Source organism: Micromonospora sp. NPDC049139 (assembly GCF_055586845.1).
The window spans coordinates 225,728-243,904 of the sequence record NZ_JBVJHK010000008.1 but is presented as its reverse complement, the minus strand read 5'-3'; the positions used below and the strand labels follow the sequence as shown (position 1 = coordinate 243,904).

Here is an 18,177-nt window from a genome sequence, read left to right as displayed (position 1 = left end):
CCCACAGCGGGCACCGGAGAAGCGCTCGTGGATTGGCTTCAGCTTGCCGGACAGACCTTGCCATCGACTACCGTCAGGACCATGCTCCCCTTGCATGTCACCACGTGGGACGCGCCCCACGCACGCGACGACCAGGTCATCCTGATCCACGGCACGATGACATGGGGACTCGCCGCCTTCGCGGCGCAGCAGCCGCTCGCCGGTCACCGACGGATCTTGGTGGTCGACCGGCGCGGCTTCGGCGCCAGTCCGGACACCGAGCAGAGCGACTACGACGTCGACGCCGACGACATCGTCGGGCTGATGGATCGGCCCACTCACCTCGTGGGTCACTCGTACGGCGGCGTGGTCGCGCTCCTCGCCGCGGTTCGCCGCCCGGAGTTGCTGCGGTCGCTGGCGTTGATCGAGCCATCGGCGCTGGCGGTTGCGGCCGACCATCCAGTCGTGGCCGCCGCGCTGAGGAACAACCGGCGGTACGTGGCGGCCGCGCGATCGATGTCGGCGGAGGAATACCTCCTCGCCGCGTACGGCGCCGATCAGCCCGTGCCCGAGCCCTGGGAGTTCGCGGTGCGGGCTGCGGGGACCGCCCTGCGGGAACGGCCGTGTTGGGAGGCTGACCTGCCAGTCGACGCGCTCCGGTCGCATGACTGCCCCAAGTTGGTGCTCGCCGGAACCTGGGAAACCGCGCAGCCGGACTACCGGTCCAGCGTCGGCGAGGCGCTGATCGTCACCGCCGGCATCGTGGCGAGCCGGATCGGCGCCCGTCTCCATCGGGTGTCGGGGGCGGACCATGCACCGCATCAGCAGCGACCGGAGCAGGTCAACCGCCTGCTACTGCAACTGTGGGAGGAGGCAGACATCGCTGCCTCAGCCCGTAGCGGCGGTGGTGGGCAGGTGCCCCAGACCGGCGGCCGCCGCATCGACGACTGACCCCGGCCGCGGGTGCACCGCCGGCACCGGACCCCGCGGTGCCGTTCACGGTCGAGCGTGAGGCCGGACCGGCCGCGCGTACACCAGGGAGGAACGCGGATGGTCGAACTGCCCGACGACCTGCCGGTCGTCGAACGCAGCGCGGTGCGGCTGGTGGTGCTCGACGGCGACGGCCGGGTGCTGCTGTTCCACACCCGCGACCCGGACCATCCCCGCCTGGGCACCTGGTGGGAGCTGCCCGGCGGCGGGATGGACCCCGGCGAGACATACCTGGACACGGCGGTGCGCGAGTTGCGCGAGGAGACCGGCATCGTGGCCGACCCCGCGCAGATCGGTCCGCCCACCTGGCGGCGCCGGGCCAGCTTCGTGCACCGGCAGCGGCGGCACCTCCAGGACGAGGTGATCGCCCCGGTACGGCTGAACGGCCCCGGGCCGGACGTGGACGAGGCGCACCGGCTCGACTACGAGGTGGAGGACTACTTCGGGTTCCGGTGGTGGCCAATCGCCGAGGTGGTGGGCAGCGGCGAACGGTTCTACCCGGGCCAGCTTCCCCGGCTGCTGACCCCCTTCCTCGCCGGCGAGGAGATCGACGAACCGTTCGAGTTCTGGTCGTGACCGCACCGGAGACCGGTCGGCCGATGGTGGTGACGAGCGCCCGACCAGCGGGCACAGTGGAGCGGTGACGACCGACATCCGCACTCCCCTGGCCCGCTACGCCGACCGCCTGCACGCCGTGATCGGCGACGGGCACCACGTCGCCTCCCCGCTGGGCGCGTGGTTGCTGCTGGCGCTCGCCGCGCCGGCGACCACCGACGCGACCCGCGCGGCGCTGGAGGAGGCGCTCGGCACGGACGCGAAGACGGCCGCCGAGGCGGCCCGCGCCCTGCTGGAGACGCCGCACCCGCTGGTGCCGTCGGCGACCGCGTTCTGGCACCGGCCGGGGTCCGGGACCGCCGGGCTCGACGGGTGGCGGGCGACCCTGCCCGGGCCTACCGCCACCGGGCCGCTGCCGGAGCAGGCCGGGCTCGACGCGTGGGCCCGCGAGAACACGTTCGACCTCATCGAGACGTTCCCGCTGACGGTCACGCCGGAGGTGCTGCTGATCCTGGCCAGCGCCCTGGCCACCCGGGTCTCCTGGGCGGACCCGTTCGAGGTGGCGCCCGCCGACGCCCTCGGGCCGGGCAGCGCCTGGGCCGGCCGGCTGGGCCGGGCGCTGCGCGCCCCGGAGTACGGCCACCGGTGCTGGATCGCGGACACCGCGCGGGCCGGCACCGTCGCCGTGCACGCCGCCGCCGCCCGGCCGGCGCGGACCGCCGACCGGGTGGCCGGGCTGCTGGTGGTCTCGGTCGTCGCCGCCTCCGACGTGCCCGCCGGGGACGTTCTCGCCGCCGCCCACGAGGTCGCGGCGGTCGCCGCCGCCACGCCGGAGGACCACCCGCCGGCGTCCCGGCGTTCCCTGTACGACCTTCCGCTGGGCGATGCTGCGCTGTGGACGCTGCGGGAGGAACTGACCCACACGTTCGCGCCGGGCGGCCGGGAGGAGCGGGCGACGGCGGTGCTGCCCTGCTGGTCGGCGGAGAGCCGACACGGGCTGACGGCACCCGAGCTGGGCTTTCCCGCCGTCGCGCGGGTCTTCGGCGAGCTGCTGGGCGATGCGGGGCTGAGGTTCGAGGCGGCGCAGGCCGCGATGGCCCGCTACGGCCGGTACGGCTTCGAGGCGGCCGCGGTCACCGGCTTCGCCACGATCGAGAGCCTGCCGCCGGAGGGGACCGTCCGGATCGCCGAGCTGCGCTTCGGCCACCCGTACGCCGTGGTGGCGGTCGCCACCGACGGTCGGGTCGGCGGCGGCGCGGCCGGCCCGTGGGACGGGGTGCCGGTCTTCTCGGCCTGGGTCGCCGAACCGGAGGACGTGCCCGAGGCCGACCTCGCCGACCGGTACGAGGGCGAGTGAGCCCCCGGGGGCCCGTCAAGCGGGCCCCCGGGGACCGACTCACACCCCTGCCGGCACCTTCTCCTCGGCGCGCTCGGCGGCGCGGGCGGCGAGCCGCTTCTCCCGCTCCTGCGCGCCGATCAGGTCGTCGGGCAGCGAGTCCTCCACCTCGATGTCGAACCGGCGCAGCAGCCGGATCGCGAAGCCGCCGAGGGTGATCAGCACCAGCGCCGCGCCGAAGCAGACGTACGCGAAGCCGATGCCGCGGCCCGGACCGGTGCCGATCACCGCGCCCACCGAGCCGGCGAGCGACCCGCCCGGGGCGAGCATCGGCTCGAACAGGGCGGTCGCGCCGGGGGCGATCAGCGCGAACCCGATCGGCAGGGTCGACCAGGAGATGGTCTGGTTGAGGCTGAACACCCGGCCGTGGAAGCGCTGCGGCACCTTCACCTGGACGATGGTGGCGTAGATCGACTGCGCCGTGGTCATCGCCATCGCCAGCCAGAACGCGCCGACGCAGATCATCGCCACCGAGGCGTCCAGGCCGATCAGCATGCAGCCGACCGCCGTGCCGAGGTTGCCGATCAGCACGCCGATCATCCGTCGGTGCCGGGGGCCGCCCCAGAGCGACATGAGCACGCCGCCGGCGACCGCGCCGAGCGCCTCGGCGAGGGCCACCTGGGCCACCTGCGTCGCGGTGCCGAAGGAGAGCACCAGCGGCGTGGTGAGCACCAGGGCGGGCGCCAGGAAGATGTTGCCCAGCGCGAAGTAGCCGAGCATCAACCGGAAGCCCCGGTGCTGCCAGGAGTAGCGCATGCCGTTGGCGATGGCCACCAGCAGCCGCTCCTTGGGCCGCCACCCCAGCAGGTCGGGGAAGCGGACCACGGCCAGGGTCAGCACCGCCACCACGTAGCTCGCCACGTCGATGAGCAGGATGCCCTTGAGCTCGATGGCGGCCAGCAGGCCGGCCGCGAAGACCGGCATCAGCAGCATGGCGAAGCCGTTGGTGAGCTGGGTGATGCCCATCGCGTGGCCGAGGTAGCGCTTCGGCACGAGCTGCGGCACCGCCGACTGGAACGCGATGCGCTGGAACGACCCGGCGACCTGGCTCAACGCCACCAGCAGGTAGATGTTCCACAGCTGGAGGTTGTCGGTCCAGAGCAGCGCGGCCAGCACCAGCTGGATCGAGCCGGCGCTGCTGCTGGCGATCATCATGATCTTCCGACGGCTGACCCGGTCGGTGATCGCCCCGGCGATCGGCAGCATCAGCACGCCGCAGATCAGGGCGAGCGCCCAGAGCAGCCCGAGGTTGGCCACCGAGCCGGTCTGCGTGAACAGCCAGATCGGCAGGGCGAACGCGGTCAGCGCCGACCCGGTGGTGGAGACCAGCTGCCCTGCGGTGACCGCCACGAACCTGGCCATGGACGGCTTGACCACCGCCTTCTCCGGCCGGTCCTCGACGCCGATGCGCTGGTGGTCGGCGACCACCCAGCCGGCGTCCTCGTCCCGGGCGGCCGGGGTGAGTGCCGAGACGTCCCCGGCCACGACCGCCGGGTGGACCCGGGTGACGATCTCGGCCAGCTCCTCGGCCCGGTACTTCAGGAAGAAGTGCCCGGCCTGGTCGAGCACCACCAGGCCGAGGGTGTCGCTGAGGAACTGCCACTCGGCGTACCGCTCGGTGTGGTAGTCGGTGACCGGGTCCTCCGAGCCGACCACCGAGATGATCGGCACGCGCAGCTTCGCCGCCTGCCGGTCCAGCAGGCCGGTGAAGTACTCCTCCGAGGCCCGGGAGTCGGCCCGCATGTTGCTGATGATCCGGTCCGCCTGCTCCGGGTCCAGCTCGTCGGTGTCGACGCCCATCGACTTGAGCCAGCTCGCGTAGTGCCGGTTGCTGCGCAGCTGCTCCAGCCGGTTGCGCAGGGTGGCGAACGCGCCCTTCGGGCGGGCGAACGGGAACATCGCCCCGATGTAGAGCGCCTCCAGGTTTCGCCCGGCCGCCTCGACCTTGCGGGCCACCTCGGCGACGATCGCGCTGCCGACGCCGCAGTGGCCGTACAGGACGATCGGCCCCTCGACGCGTTCCAGGATCTCCTCGGCGACCCGGCTGGTCAGCTCGTCGAAGGGCAGGCCGTCCTCGCTGAGGCCCACGTCGTGGCCGGGGATGGCGAGGGACCACAGCGCGTGCCCGGCCGGCAGCGCGTCGGCGAGCGGCTGGTAGACGATCGCGCTGCCGCCGCCGTAGGGGACGCAGACGTACGACAGCACGCGCTTGGCCGCCGGGATCGGCTTGGTCAGCTCGTAGAGCAGCCGGCGCGGCCCGTCGGCCTCGGCGCTGCCGGACATGAAGGCGGCCAGCTCGCGGATGGTCCGCTGCTGGAACAGGTCCATCACGCCGACCGGGCGACCGCCGTGTTCCGCCTTGCGGATCTTCGCCACGACCTGGGTGGCGAGCATCGAGTGCCCGCCGAGATCGAAGAAGTCGTCGTCGATGCCGAGCGTGTCGACGCCGAGCACCTCCGACCAGATCCCGGCCAACAGCCGCTCGGTGTCGTCGCGCGGCTCCACCAGCGCCACGGACGCCTCGCGGGTGACCACCGGCGCGGGCAGCGCCCGGCGGTCGAGCTTGCCGTTCGGCGACAGCGGCAGCGCGTCGAGGGTGACGAACGCGCTCGGCACCATGTACTCGGGCAGCGTCTCCTTCAGCGCCGACTTCAGCGCGGCGTGCTCCGCCCCGCCGACCACGTACGCGGTCAGCCGCTTGTCGCCGGGGCTGTCCTCGCGGACGATCACCGCCGCCTCGGCCACCCCCGGCTGCTCGCGCAGCGCGCTCTCGATCTCGCCCAGCTCGATCCGCAGGCCGCGCAGCTTGACCTGGTGGTCGATGCGGCCGAGGAACTCGATGACCCCGCCCGTGCCGCCCGGGGCGGTCCGCCAGCGGGCGAGGTCGCCGGTGCGGTACAGCCGCGCGCCCGGCTCACCGGAGAACGGGTCCGGCACGAACCGCTCGGCGGTCAGCGCCGGCCGGCGGTGGTAGCCGCGGGCCAGCCCGACCCCGCCGATGTGCAGCTCGCCGGCCACCCCGACCGGGCACTCCTCGCCGCGCTCGTCGAGCACGTGCAGCCGCAGGTTGGCGATCGGCCCGCCGATCGGCACGCTGGTCAGCCCGGCCAGCAGGGCCGGGTCGCAGTGCCACGAGCTGACGTCGATGGCCGCCTCGGTCGGGCCGTACAGGTTGTGCAGCCCGCACCACGGCAGCCGGGCGGTGAAGTCCAGCGCCGAGGCCAGCGGCAGTTCCTCGCCCGAGCAGATCACCCGGCGCAACGCCGTCGCCGCCTCGACGCCGTCCTCGGCGAGGAAGACGGTCAGCATCGACGGGACGAAGTGGGCGGTGGTCACCCGCTCGGCGACCAGCAGGTCGCGCAGGTAGCCGGCGTCCTTGTGCCCGCCGGGCTTGGCGACGACCAGCCGGGCGCCCTCGCGCAGCGGCCAGAAGAACTCCCACACCGACACGTCGAAGCTGGCCGGGGTCTTCTGCAGCACGGCGTCGTCGGCGCCGAGCCCGTAGGTCTTCTGCATCCAGTCGAGCCGGTTGACGATGCCCCGGTGGGTGTTCGGCACCCCCTTCGGGCGGCCGGTGGAGCCCGAGGTGTAGATGACGTACGCCAGGTGCCCGGGGTCGACGACCGGCGCGGGGTCGTCCGCCGGCTGGTCGGCCCACACCCGCTCGTCGTCGAGGGCGAGGACCGTGGCGCCCGTGTCCGGCAGCACGTCACGCAGGTGTTCCTGGACCAGCACCACCGGCGCGGCCGCGTCGGTGACCATGAAGGACAGCCGGTCGGCCGGGTACTCCGGATCCAGCGGGAGGTAGGCCCCGCCGGCCTTGAGCACGCCGAGCAGCCCGGCGACCAGCTCCACCGAGCGCTCCGCGCAGACCCCGACCAGGGTCTCCGGGCCCACGCCGGCGGCGCGCAGCCGGTGCGCGACCCGGTTGGCGGCGGCGTTCAGCTCGGCGTACGTGACGCTGCGGCCCTCGAAGGTGACCGCCACCGCGTCGGGGGTGCGGGCGGCCCGCTCCTCGATCGGCCCGTGCAGCGTCTGCGCGGCCGGGAAGTCGGCGGCGGTGTCGTTCCACCCCGCCAGCAGGTCCCGCTCGTCGGCGGGGAGCAGGTCCAGCGCGGAGATCGGGGTGTCGGGGGCGGCCACCACCGCGCGCAGCAGGGTGCTGAACCGCTGCGCCACCCGCTCCACCGTGTCGCGGGTGAACAGGTCGGTGTTGAAGACCAGCTTGCCGTAGAGCCCGTCGAGGATCTCCACCGCGTGGAACTCGAAGTCGAACCGGGTGGCCCGCAGCTCCATCGGCGTCCAGTCGAAGGTGACGTCGGTGGCGTCGGAGACCTCGTTGAACCGGCCGATCTCGTAGTTCTGCAGCACGAACATCGCCTGGAAAACCGGGGAGCGGCTCACGTCGCGGGGCAGGCCCAGCTCGTGCACCACCCTGGCGAACGGCACCTCGCCGTGCTCCAGCCCGTCCAGCACGCTGCGCCGGGTGCGCTCCAGCAGCTCGGCGAAGGTCGGGTCGCCGGCCAGCTCGGCCCGCAGCGGCAGCATGTTGATGAACATGCCGACGACGTTCTCCAGCTCCGGCGCGGAGCGGCCGGCCACGGACGCCCCGACGGCGAAGTCGTCCTGGCCGGCGTGCCGGGCCAGCAGCACCTGGTACGCCGCGAGCAGCGTCATGAACAGGGTGCCGCCGTAGGAGCGGGTGAGCGCGTTCAGCCCGTCGGCGGCGGCCCGGTCCAGCCGGAACTCGACGAAGTCGCCGGCGTAGGTCTGGGTGGCCGGGCGGGGCAGGTCCAGCGGGAGTTCCAGCGGGGTGATGCCGGCCAGCCGCTGGTTCCAGTAGTCGAGGTGTCCGCGGGCCTGCGGCCCGTCCAGCTCCTGGGCCTCCCAGTGGGCGAAGTCGCCGTACTGGATCGGCAGGGCCGGCAGCTCCCCGCCGCGGTAGAGGGTGATGAGGTCCCGCAGCAGCACGTCGACCGACCAGCCGTCGCCGATGATGTGGTGCTTGCCGAGGAACAGCACGTAGTCCTCGTCGGCCAGCCGGATCAGCAGGGCGCGCAGCAGCGGGCCCTCGGCCAGGTCGAACGGCTCGGCGGCGGCGGCGTCCACCAGCGCCTGCGCGGCGGCCTCGTCGGGGGCGTCCACGATGGTCAGCGGCACCTCGACGGAGTCCGCGACCACCACGGTGGGTCGGCCGTCGGCGTCGGCCGGGAACCGGGTGCGCAGCGACTCGTGCCGCCGGCTCAGGTCGGCCAGCGCCCGACGCAGCGCCGCGACGTCGATCGGCCCGCGCACCCGCAGCGGCACCGCGATGTGGTACGCCGCCTCGCCCGGAGCGAGCTGGTCCATGAACCAGACCCGCTCCTGGGCGTACGACAGCGGCACCTCTGCGTCCGGCGGACGCGGGGTGATCCGGGCGGTGGGCGTGGCGGCCTGCCGCTTGCGCAGGCGCTGCGCGATGAGCGCCTGGCGGGCCGCGTCCCGCGCCGGGTCCTTCACGTCGGTCATCAGGGAGTGTCCTTCTCCGCCGCGAGCAGCGCGGCGACCTCGGCTTCGGAGAGCTCGTCGAGTTCGGCGGCGATCCGCTGCTCGATCTGGGCGGCCAGGTCGGCCACCACCGGGGTGCTGAACAGCGCCCGCATCGGCAGGTCCACGTCCACCTCGGCCCGGATCCGGGCCATCGCCCGCATGCCGCGCAGCGAGTTGCCGCCCAGGGCGAAGAAGTCGTCCAGCGCGCCGACCTTGTCCACCTGGAGGATGTCGGCGTACACCTCGGCGACGAGCGCCTCGGCGTCGGTGCGCGGGGCGACGAACGCGTCGGCGGCCGGGGCGACGGCCGGGGCGGGGAGCGCCGCGGCGTCCAGCTTGCCGTTCGGCGTCAGCGGCAGCGCGTCGAGGCGGACGAACGCCGCCGGCACCAGGTGCGCCGGCAACTCCCGGGCCAGGTCGGCCGCGAGCGCCGCCTCGTCGGCCGCGCCGACGACGTAACCGACCAGGGTCGGCTCGCCGGAGTCGATGCGTGCCACCACGGCCGCCTCGCGGACGTCCGGCCGGGCCAGCAGGGCCGACTCGATCTCGCCCAGCTCGATCCGCATGCCACGGATCTTGACCTGGTTGTCGCGGCGGCCGAGGTAGTCCAGCGTGCCGTCGGCCCGCCAGCGGGCCAGGTCGCCGGTGCGGTACATCCGCTGCCCCGGCGGCCCGTACGGGCAGGGCAGGAAACGCTCGGCGGTGAGGCCGGGCCGGCGCAGGTAGCCCCGGGCCAGCTGGTCACCGGCGACGTACAGCTCACCGGCCACGCCCGGCGGGACCGGGTTCAGCGCGGCGTCGAGCAGGTACACCCGGGTGTTCCAGGTGGGCCGGCCGATCGACACCGCCCCGGCGGGCAGCTCCTCCCCCGGCGCGACGCGGGCGGCCACGCAGCCGACCGTCGCCTCGGTCGGGCCGTACTCGTTGATCACGGCGACGCCCGGGTGGGCGGCCCGCCAGTCGGCGAGCTGCTCCGCGGTCAGCGCCTCGCCGCCGATGACCAGGTCGGTCGTCGGCGACAGCTCGGCGTCGAGCAGCGGCAGGTGGCTGGGCGTGACCTTGAGGAACGCCGGCCGGTCGCCGACGCGGGCCGCGGCCTCGTCGATGGCGGCGAGCCGAACGGTGCCGCCGGCGGTGAGCGGGCCGAGCAGGCCGGTGACGGTCAGGTCGAACGACACCGGCGAGTGCAGCAGCGCCGTGCCGGCCAGCCCCGGGTAGGTGTCCCGGGCCCACGCCAGGTAGGCGGTGACCGCCCGGTGCTCCACCACCACGCCCTTCGGGCGGCCGGTGGAGCCGGAGGTGTAGAGGACGTACGCGGGGTGCCCGGGACGCAGCGGGGCGACCCGGTCGGCGTCGGTCAGGTCGGCGTCGTCGCCGTCGAGCGGCCCGTCGAGCACCAGCGCGCCGGCGGGCACCAGCCCGGCGGTCTCGGGCGTGGCGAGCACGAGCGCCGGCTCGGAGTCCGCCAGCAGGTAGGCGATCCGCCCGGCCGGGTAGCCGGTGTCCACCGGCACGTACGCGGCGCCGGACTTGAGCACCGCGAGGATCGCCACCACCAGCTCCGCGGAGCGGGGCAGGGCCAGCGCGACCCGGGCCTCCGGTCCGGCACCCCGCGCCACCAGGACGCGCGCCAGGCGGTTCGCGGCGGCGTTCAGCTCGGCGTACGTCAGCGTGACGCCGTCGCGGACCAGGGCGATGGCGGTCGGGGTGGCCGCCGCCTGCCGCTCGAACTCGGCGACCAGGGTGGACGCCGGCACCTCGTGCGCGGTCTCGTTCCAGCCTGACAGCACCTGGTGCCGCTCGGCGTCGTCGAGCAGCGGCAGGGCGGAGATCCGCTGGGCCGGGTCGGCGACGGCCGCGGCGAGCAGCCGGACGTACCGGGCGACGACCGCCTCGGCGGTGGCCCGGTCGAACAGCGCGGTGCGGTAGACCAGCCGACTGGGGCCGGTGGTGATGTCGAACGCCAGGTCGTCCTTGGTGGTGCCGAGCTCCACCGCGTCGAGCCCCGAGTCCGGGATGAAGTTCAGCGCGGTCTGGAAGATCGGCTGCACCGACGGGTCCCGCTGCGGGGCGATCGACTCGACGATCTTCTGGAACGGGGTCGAACCGTGCTCCATCGCGTCGACCAGCCCGCCGCGCACCCGGCCCAGCAGCTCGGCGAAGGTGGGGTCGCCGGTCAGGTCGCAGCGCAGCGCGACCGGGTTGACGAACATGCCGATCAGCGGGGCCACCTCGGCGGTGTCCCGGCCGGCGGTGGAGACGCCCACCACCACGTCGTCGTCGCCGGAGATCCGGGACAGCAACGCGGTGAACGCGGCGAGCAGCACCATGTACGGGGTGGCGGCGGAGCCGGCGGCGAGCTGGCCGACCCGGTCGAGCAGGCCGTCGGGCAGGTCGAAGCGCACCTCGTCGCCGGCGAAGCCGAGCTGCGCGGGGCGCGGCCGGTCCAGCGGCAGGGCGGTCACCGGCGGCGCGCCGGCCAGGTGGCCCCGCCAGAAGGCGAGCTGCCGGTCCAGTTCCGCGCCGGTGAGCTGGTCGCGCTGCCAGACCGCGAAGTCGGCGTACTGGATGGGCAGCTCGGGCACGTCGGCGGGCGCGCCGGTCAGCGCGGCCCGGCTGAACGCGGCCAGCTCGTTGGTGAACACCACCGCCGAGTGGCTGTCGAAGACCGCGTGGTGCGCCACGAACAGCAGCGCGACCTCGTCGTCGGCGAGCCGGACCAGCCGGGCCCGCCACGGCGGCGGCGCGTCCAGCGGGATCGGCGTGCGGGCCAGCCCGCCCAGCAGCGCCGCCACCTTCTCGTCGCGCTCCGGCCCGGCGAGGCCGCGCAGGTCGTCGACCGGCAGCGCGACCGGCTCGGCAGCGCGGACCACCTGGGTGAGGGTGCCGTCGTCCATCCGCAGGTGGGTGCGGAGGGACTCGTGCCGGGCGACGACCTGGCCGAACACGTCGTTGGCCTGCTCCGGGGTGATCCCGGCGGCGAAGCGCCACGGGTTGGAGACGTTGTAGACCGGCGAGTCGGTGTCGAGTTGGTTGGCCATCCAGACCCGCTCCTGGGCGTAGGAGGCCGGGAAGGTCCACTCCTTCGGGGTACTCATGCGCCAGCCTCCCGTACCGAACGCGGGCGCATGTCCGTCCAGACGGTGTCGATGTGCGCGAGGCACTCCTCACGGGTGCCGGCGAAGCCGGCCTCGTGCCAGCCCGCCGGGAGGTCGCGGTCGGCCGACCAGATCGAGTACTGCTCCTCGTCGTTGCGAACGACCAGGAATCGGGCTTCGGCCATCACTTCTCTCCAGCGCTCTCGGGGGTGTGCGGTTCGGCCATCGCGACGGCGATCTTGCGGGGGCCGGTGAACGGCTCCCGCCCGTGCGCGGCGGTCATGTTGTCCACCACCAGCACGTCGTCGCGCTGGTAGTCGAAGCGGACGCTGGCGGCCCGGTACGCGGCCCGCAGGTGGTCCATGACGTCGGCGGGGATCTCGCCGCCGTCGCCGTAGTAGGTGTTCGACGGCAGCCCCTCGGGGCCGAACATGGCCAGCAGCCCCTCCTGGTAGTCCTTCGGGAGGGTGCTCAGGTGGAAGAACGTGGCGTGGTTGAACCAGCGGGGGGTGTCCGAGCCGGGCCGGTGGTGCACCACGTCACGGACCGCGCGGGTACGCAGCCCGTCCTTGCCGAGCCACTCCAGCTCGATCCGGTTCGCCGCCGCGTACGCCTCGACCTCGGCGCGGTCGTCGGTGTTGAACACGTGCTGCCACGGGGTGCCGAAGTCGCCGTGGAAGTTGCGCACCAGCATCCAGCGGCGGCGGACGAACTCCTCGCGGACCGCCGGGTCGATCTCGGCGTACACCCGGCGCACGTCGGCGAGCGGGGTCGCGCCCTGCGTCAGCGGCGGGGTGATGCAGTAGAAGAACAGCGTCAGTGGCCAACGGGCCTGGTACGAGTTCTCGTTGTGCAGGAAGATCTCCTCGTCCGGCGGGTAGTCGGTCGAGGTGTAGACCCGGCCGGCGATGGCGTGCCGGGGAGACGAGCGCTCGGTGTAGACGAGTGGCTCGCCGGCCAGCGCCCGCACCACCCGGTCGAAGCCCTCGACGCCGCCGACGTCGAACCCGCGGAACAGCAGCCCGCCGTGCTCCACGAGGCTCGCGCGCAGCTCCGCGCGGCGGGCGGCGATCAGCTCGGTCAGCTCCCGGCCGTCGTTCTCGACGACCACCGGCAGCGTGGCGATCGTGTCGCTCATTGCTTCCTCACTCCTGTTGTCGCTCGTCGTCACGCGCGGGGCAGCCGCGGGATGTTGGGGGTGGTCGGCGCGGCCGGTTCGTCGGTGGGGGCGGCGGCCCGCATCTCCTCGATCCGCGCCGCGATCCCGGCCACGGTGGGCGTCTCGAAGAGGCTGCGCATCGGCAGCCGCACCCCGGTCGCCTTGCGCATCGCGGCGATCAGCTGCACCGCCACCAGCGAGTTGCCGCCGAGGGCGAAGAAGTCGTCGTCGACGCCGACCTCGGCCACCCCGAGCCCGTCCTGCCAGACCCGGGCGATGATCATCTCCAACTCGGTGCGGGGCGCGGCCGAGCCGCCGCCGGTGCCGGACGGCGCCGTGGAGGTCGTCTCCGGCTCGTTCTCCAGGCTCTCCGTGGTCATCCGGCCGGCGCGGCTGCGGATGTCCGCCACCGTCCGAGTGGTGATCACGACCTGGGCACCCAGCCCGGCGGTGAGACTGCGCCGGAACGCCTCCACCCCGTCCACCGGCCGGATGTCCTCGGTCGGCCCGGCGGAGGTCGCCGCCGGGTCCGCCTCCGGCGCGGCGGCCAGGCCACCGGTCACCGCGCCCTGGTCGACCCGCCGCAGCACGAAGTCGCTGATGGCGACGAGCTCCCGGCCGTCGGCGTCGCGCAGCGACAGGTCCGCGGCCACCACCTCGGCGGTGGCGCTGTCCCGGTGCCGCAGGTGGCTGTGGAACCGCGCCGGCAGCGACCCGCGCACCACGATCCGCCCGTACGACAGCGGCAGGTAGGTGCCGGAGCCCTGGCCGCGGCCGAACGCGGTCGCCACGTCCAGCAGCGCCGGGTGCAGGCCCCACGACGGCAGGTCCCCGACCGCCTCGGCGGGGGCCTCGATGCGGGCCAGTTCCTCGCCGTCGCCGAGGTGGTGCTCGCGCAGCGCGGCCCAGCGCGGCCCGAAGGTCAGCATGCTGGTGCGTCCACGGCCGAACGACGAGTCGTCGTCGACCCGGCGGCCCGTCACGGCCGGCTGCTCCGCCGGCGGAGCGGGCTCGACCGTCCAGCCCGCCGACCCGCGCACGTGCGTGCGGGACTGGCCGGCGGCGAGGCTGCACACGGCGAAGTCGACGCCGTCCTCGGCGGGGGTCAGCTCCACCCGGTACTGGGCGACGGTGCCGTCGGGCACCGAGAACGGCTCCAGGAACACCACGTCGCGCAGCTCCACGGCGGCGTCCCCGGCCGGGGCCGGCAGCGCGGCCGTCACCGCCGCGCGGACGGACTCCAGGTGGGCGGTGCCCGGCACCACGGGCACCCCGCCGATGCGGTGCTCGTCGAGGAGCCAGTGGCTGGTGGCGGAGACCAGGCCGTGCAGCACGGTGCCGTCGGGGCCGGTGACCTTCGTGGTGAGCACCGGGTGGTCCACCGGGGTGGCGACCGTGTCCCGCGCGGCGGCCCGGAAGCCGGCGGGGACGTCGGTCTCCACGGCCATGCCCACCTCGGCCCAGCCGCCCCAGTTCTGCGACACCACGGGCGCGGCGAAGCCGGCACCGGCCCGGGCGTACGCGTCGAGGAAGTTGTTCGCCGCGCAGTAGTCGACCTGACCGAAGCCGCCGATCACCGCGGTGACCGAGGAGCAGAGCACCACGAAGTCCAGCGGCAGGTCGCCGAAGACCCGCGCCAGGGCGAGGGTGCCGGCGAGCTTCGGGGCGAGCACCCGCTCCGCCTCGGCCCGCTCCTTGATCTCGGCCATGCCGCCGCCGGGCAGGCCGGCCGCGTGCACGATGCCGTCGATTCCCCCGTACGCGCGCTCGGCCTCGGCCCGCACGCGGGCCAGGTCGGCGGGGTCGGTGACGTCGGCGGCGAGCACCAGCACCTCGGCGCCGGCGGCCTCCATCCGGCGGATCGCGGCGATGGCCCGGCCGGCCCGGTCGCCGCCGTGCACGGCCAGGTGGTCGTCCCACTCCTCGCGGGCCGGCAGCCCGGAGCGGGCCAGCAGCACCAGTTTCGCCCGGGCCCGGGTGGCGAAGTCCTCGGCGAGGGTGATGCCGATACCGCCGAGCCCGCCGGTGATCACGTACCGGCCGCCCTCGCGCAGCGCCCCCGGCTCGCCCTCGGCGTCGACGGTGACCTGCTCGTAGCCGGTCACCCAGCGGCGTCCGCCGCGCAACGTCACCTCGGGCCGCTCCGGGTCGACCGGGCGGCGCAGCTCGGCCACGAGGGCCCGCTCCCCCGCGTCGGCCGGGCCGGCGTCGAGCAGCCGGACGGTCAGGCCGGGGACCTCGGCCGGGAGCACCCGGGCCAGGCCGGCCAGGGTGGCGTGCTCCGGCCGGGTCAGGTCGGCGCCGGTCACGTCGCCGATGCCGGCGGTGACGACGTCCAGGGTGAACGCGCCCTCCTCGGCGGTCAGGCCGGCGCCCGCCAGGGCCTGCACCAGGTGCAGCGCGCTGAAGAAGCCCCGGTCCTGGGCGGCCCAGGTGGCGGCGATGTCGGCGCCGGTCGGCTCGCCGTCGAGGGCGAACGCGTGCACCAGCCGGGCCGGCACGCCGTCCGCGGCGAGGGCGGCGACCAGCGCGTCGTAGTCGTCCCGCACGCCGGGGCGCAGCCGCCAGCCGTCGGCCTCGGCGGCGAAGCCGTCGCCGGGGCGTACCGTCAGCGGCTGCTCACCGGCGGCCCGCAGCGCCGCGACCAGCGCGTCGCCGCGCGGGCCGTCGGCGAGGACCAGGCAGCGGCCCAGCGGCGCGGTCCGCGGCTCGGGGGCCGCCTGCCGCCACACCGGCACCGCGAACCACTCGGGCAGCGGCCGGGGCCCGGTCTCGACCGGCGCGGCGGCGCCCGGCTGCACCGGGTCCGGGTCGACCCAGTAGCGGCGCCGCTCGAACGGGTACGTCGGCAGCGGCACCCGCCGCGCGTCCGGGTCGGAGCCCAGCCGCACCGGCGTGCCGGCGCACCAGAGCGCCGCCGCCGTGCCGAGCAGGGTGGCCAGGTCGCCGGTGGGCTCGCCCGGGCCGGGCAGGCTGCCCAGCGGGACGAGCTTGCGCTGCGCCTCGGACGCCTTGGCCACCTGCATCCGGGCCAGGTTCGCCAGCTGGCGGCCCGGGCCGCACTCCACCAGCGACCACGTGCCCTCGGCGAGCAGGGTGGCCACGCAGGCGCCGAAGCGCACCGGCTGGCGCAGGTGCGCCGCCCAGTACGCCGGGTCGGTGGCCTGCTGCTCGGTGATCCAGGTACCGGTCACGTTGGACAGGAACGGGACGGCCGGCGGCCGCAGCGTCACCGTCGCCATCAGGGCGGTGAACTCGGCGAGGATGGGGTCCATCATCGGCGAGTGGAAGGCGTGCGAGGTCCGCAGAGCCTTGGTCTTGGCGCCGACCGTGTCGGCGAAGGCGGCGACCGCGTCGCTCGGGCCCGCCACCACGCAGGTGCCCGGGCCGTTGACGGTGGCGATGGCCAGTCCCTCCGGCAGCCGTTCGGCGACCACCGACTCGTCGAGCGGCACGGCGAGCATCGACCCCGGCGCGACGGACTGCATCAGCCGGCCCCGGGCGGCGACCACCCGCAGCGCGTCGGGCAGGCTCAGCACCCCCGCCACCGTCGCGGCGACGTACTCGCCGATCGAGTGCCCGATCATCGCGGCCGGCCGCACGCCGGCGGACTGCCAGAGCACGGCCAGGGCGTACTCGACGACGAACAGGGCGGGCTGGGTGTAGCGGGTCTCGGTGAGCTTCTCCCCCGCCTCGGGGTCGCGGCCGAGGATCAGGTCGCGGATGTCCAGGCCCAGCTCCGGGCGGAGCAGCTCGGCGCACTCGTCCACGACGGCCGCGAAGCCCGGTTCCTCGGCGTAGAGCTGCGCGCCCATCCCGGCGTACTGGGAGCCCTGGCCGGAGAAGAGGAACGCCGTCCGGGGCGCCGGGCCCTCGGCCACGCCGGCCTGCCGGCGGCGCTTGGTGCGCAGCGCGGCGACCGCGTCGGCCAGGTCGGTGGCGACCACGGCGACGCGGTGCGGGTACTGCTGGCGGCCGACGCGCAGGGTGTGCGCGACGTCGGCGAGGTGCTCCGGCCCCCGGTCGGCGGCGGACTCCAGGTGCTCGGCGAGCCGCTGCACCGCCGTCTCCAGCGCGCCGGCGGTCTTCGCCGAGACGTGCAGCAGCTGCGCCGGGCGGACCCGCCGCTCCCGGTACGCCGCCGGCGCCTGCTCCAGCACCACGTGCGCGTTGGTGCCGCCGATGCCGAACGAGCTGACCCCGGCGCGGCGGGGCGTGCCGTCGGTGTCCCACTTGGTCAGCGTGTTCGCCACGTAGAACGGGGTGTCGGCGAACTCGATCGCCGGGTTCGGCGTCTCGTAGTTGATGGTCGGCGGGATCAGCCCGTGCTCCATGGCGAGCACCGTCTTGATCACGCTGACGATGCCGGAGGGCTGGCTGAGGTGGCCGATGTTGGACTTCACCGAGCCGATGCCGCACCAGCCCCGCTCGTCGGTGTCCTTGGTGTAGACGGCGGAGAGCGCGGCGATCTCGATCGGGTCGCCCATCGCGGTGCCGGTGCCGTGCGCCTCGACGTAGCTGATGGTGCGCGGGTCGACGTCGGCCATCGCGACGGCCTGGGCGATCGCCTCCATCTGCCCGTCGACGCTCGGGGCGGTGAAGCCGACCTTGCCGGCGCCGTCGTTGTTGATCGCGTTGCCGAGCACCACGGCGCGGATCGCGTCGCCGTCGGCGATCGCGTCGGAGAGCCGCTTGAGCAGGGTCACCCCCGCGCCGCTGCCCCAGACCGTGCCGTTGGCGTCCGCGTCGAACGGGCGGCACCGGCCGTCGGGCGAGGTGAAGCCGTCCATGCCCAGGTAGCCGACGTGCGGCAGCTCGATGTTGACGCCGCCCGCGAGGGCCATGTCGCACTCGCCGTTGCGCAGCGCCTCGCAGGCCAGGTGGAACGCGACCAGCGAGGTGGAGCAGGCGGTGTGCACGGTCAGGCTCGGGCCGCGCAGGTCCAGCCGGTACGACACGTTGGTGGCCACGTAGTTCGGGGAGTTGCCGGTGGCCAGCGAGACGGTGCCGTGGAGGTTGCCGCCGACCCGCTTGTTGCGCAGCACGAAGCGGTGCAGGTAGGTGTTGCCGCCCGTGCCGGCGTACACGCCGATCGAGCCGTCGTAGCGGGTCGGGTCGTAGCCGGCGTCCTGCAACGCGGTGTAGCAGGACTCCAGGAACAGCCGGTGCTGCGGGTCGGTGATCTCCGCCTCGCGGGCGGTCATGCCGAACAGCCCGGCGTCGAACTCGTCGTACCCGTCGACGAGCGGGGCGCGGTTGACCCAGCCCGGGTCGTCGACCTCGTCGGCGGTGGCGCCGCGGGCGAGCTGCTCCTCCCGGGTCAGCTCGGTGGCCGACTCGACCCCGTCGACCAGGTTGCGCCAGAACTCGTTCACGTCGGCCGCGCCGGGCAGGCGGGCGGCCAGCCCGACGATGGCGATCGGCTCGATGCCGTCGCCCTCGGGGAGGTCGGTTGCGGTCGGGTTGCTCAT

8 protein-coding genes are annotated in these 18,177 nt (G+C 74.5%); 3 read left to right on the top strand and 5 right to left on the bottom strand.

Annotated features, from left to right (window positions below; translation table 11 throughout):
• Window positions 1-27: 27 nt before the first annotated feature.
• From ACZ6Q9_RS16850 to ACZ6Q9_RS16840, 3 genes are all read left to right on the top strand, one after another.
• Window positions 28-930: an alpha/beta fold hydrolase gene (locus tag ACZ6Q9_RS16850; RefSeq protein ID WP_393267902.1), complete on the top strand. Its 903-nt coding sequence runs from the start codon at window positions 28-30 to the stop codon at window positions 928-930.
• A gap of 99 nt (window positions 931-1,029) precedes the next feature.
• The gene (locus ACZ6Q9_RS16845; protein ID WP_396829328.1) at window positions 1,030-1,545 is read left to right on the top strand and encodes an NUDIX hydrolase; all 516 of its coding nucleotides are present in this window, start codon (window positions 1,030-1,032) and stop codon (window positions 1,543-1,545) included.
• A gap of 64 nt (window positions 1,546-1,609) precedes the next feature.
• Window positions 1,610-2,881: a hypothetical protein gene (locus ACZ6Q9_RS16840; protein ID WP_396829327.1), complete on the top strand. Its 1,272-nt coding sequence runs from the start codon at window positions 1,610-1,612 to the stop codon at window positions 2,879-2,881.
• Window positions 2,882-2,920: 39 nt separating this feature from the next.
• Here ACZ6Q9_RS16840 and ACZ6Q9_RS16835 read toward each other — a convergent pair whose 3' ends face one another.
• The 5 genes from ACZ6Q9_RS16835 to ACZ6Q9_RS16815 are packed head-to-tail and all read right to left on the bottom strand — an operon-like array spanning window position 2,921 to window position 18,177.
• Entirely contained in the window at window positions 2,921-8,428 is a 5,508-nt protein-coding gene (locus ACZ6Q9_RS16835) for an amino acid adenylation domain-containing protein (RefSeq protein ID WP_396829326.1), read from the bottom strand.
• Window positions 8,428-11,547 (bottom strand): amino acid adenylation domain-containing protein, encoded by a 3,120-nt coding sequence (locus tag ACZ6Q9_RS16830; protein WP_396829325.1) that lies wholly within the window; start codon window positions 11,545-11,547, stop codon window positions 8,428-8,430. The genes ACZ6Q9_RS16835 and ACZ6Q9_RS16830 overlap by 1 nt, the downstream gene beginning before the upstream one ends.
• Entirely contained in the window at window positions 11,544-11,732 is a 189-nt protein-coding gene (locus tag ACZ6Q9_RS16825; protein ID WP_393458733.1) for an MbtH family protein, read from the bottom strand. The genes ACZ6Q9_RS16830 and ACZ6Q9_RS16825 overlap by 4 nt, the downstream gene beginning before the upstream one ends.
• A complete protein-coding gene (locus tag ACZ6Q9_RS16820; protein ID WP_393267892.1) occupies window positions 11,732-12,685 on the bottom strand; it encodes a TauD/TfdA family dioxygenase in 954 nt (317 codons plus the stop codon). The genes ACZ6Q9_RS16825 and ACZ6Q9_RS16820 overlap by 1 nt, the downstream gene beginning before the upstream one ends.
• A gap of 29 nt (window positions 12,686-12,714) precedes the next feature.
• On the bottom strand, window positions 12,715-18,177 hold the full coding sequence (locus ACZ6Q9_RS16815; RefSeq protein ID WP_393267889.1) for a type I polyketide synthase: 5,463 nt from the start codon (window positions 18,175-18,177) through the stop codon (window positions 12,715-12,717).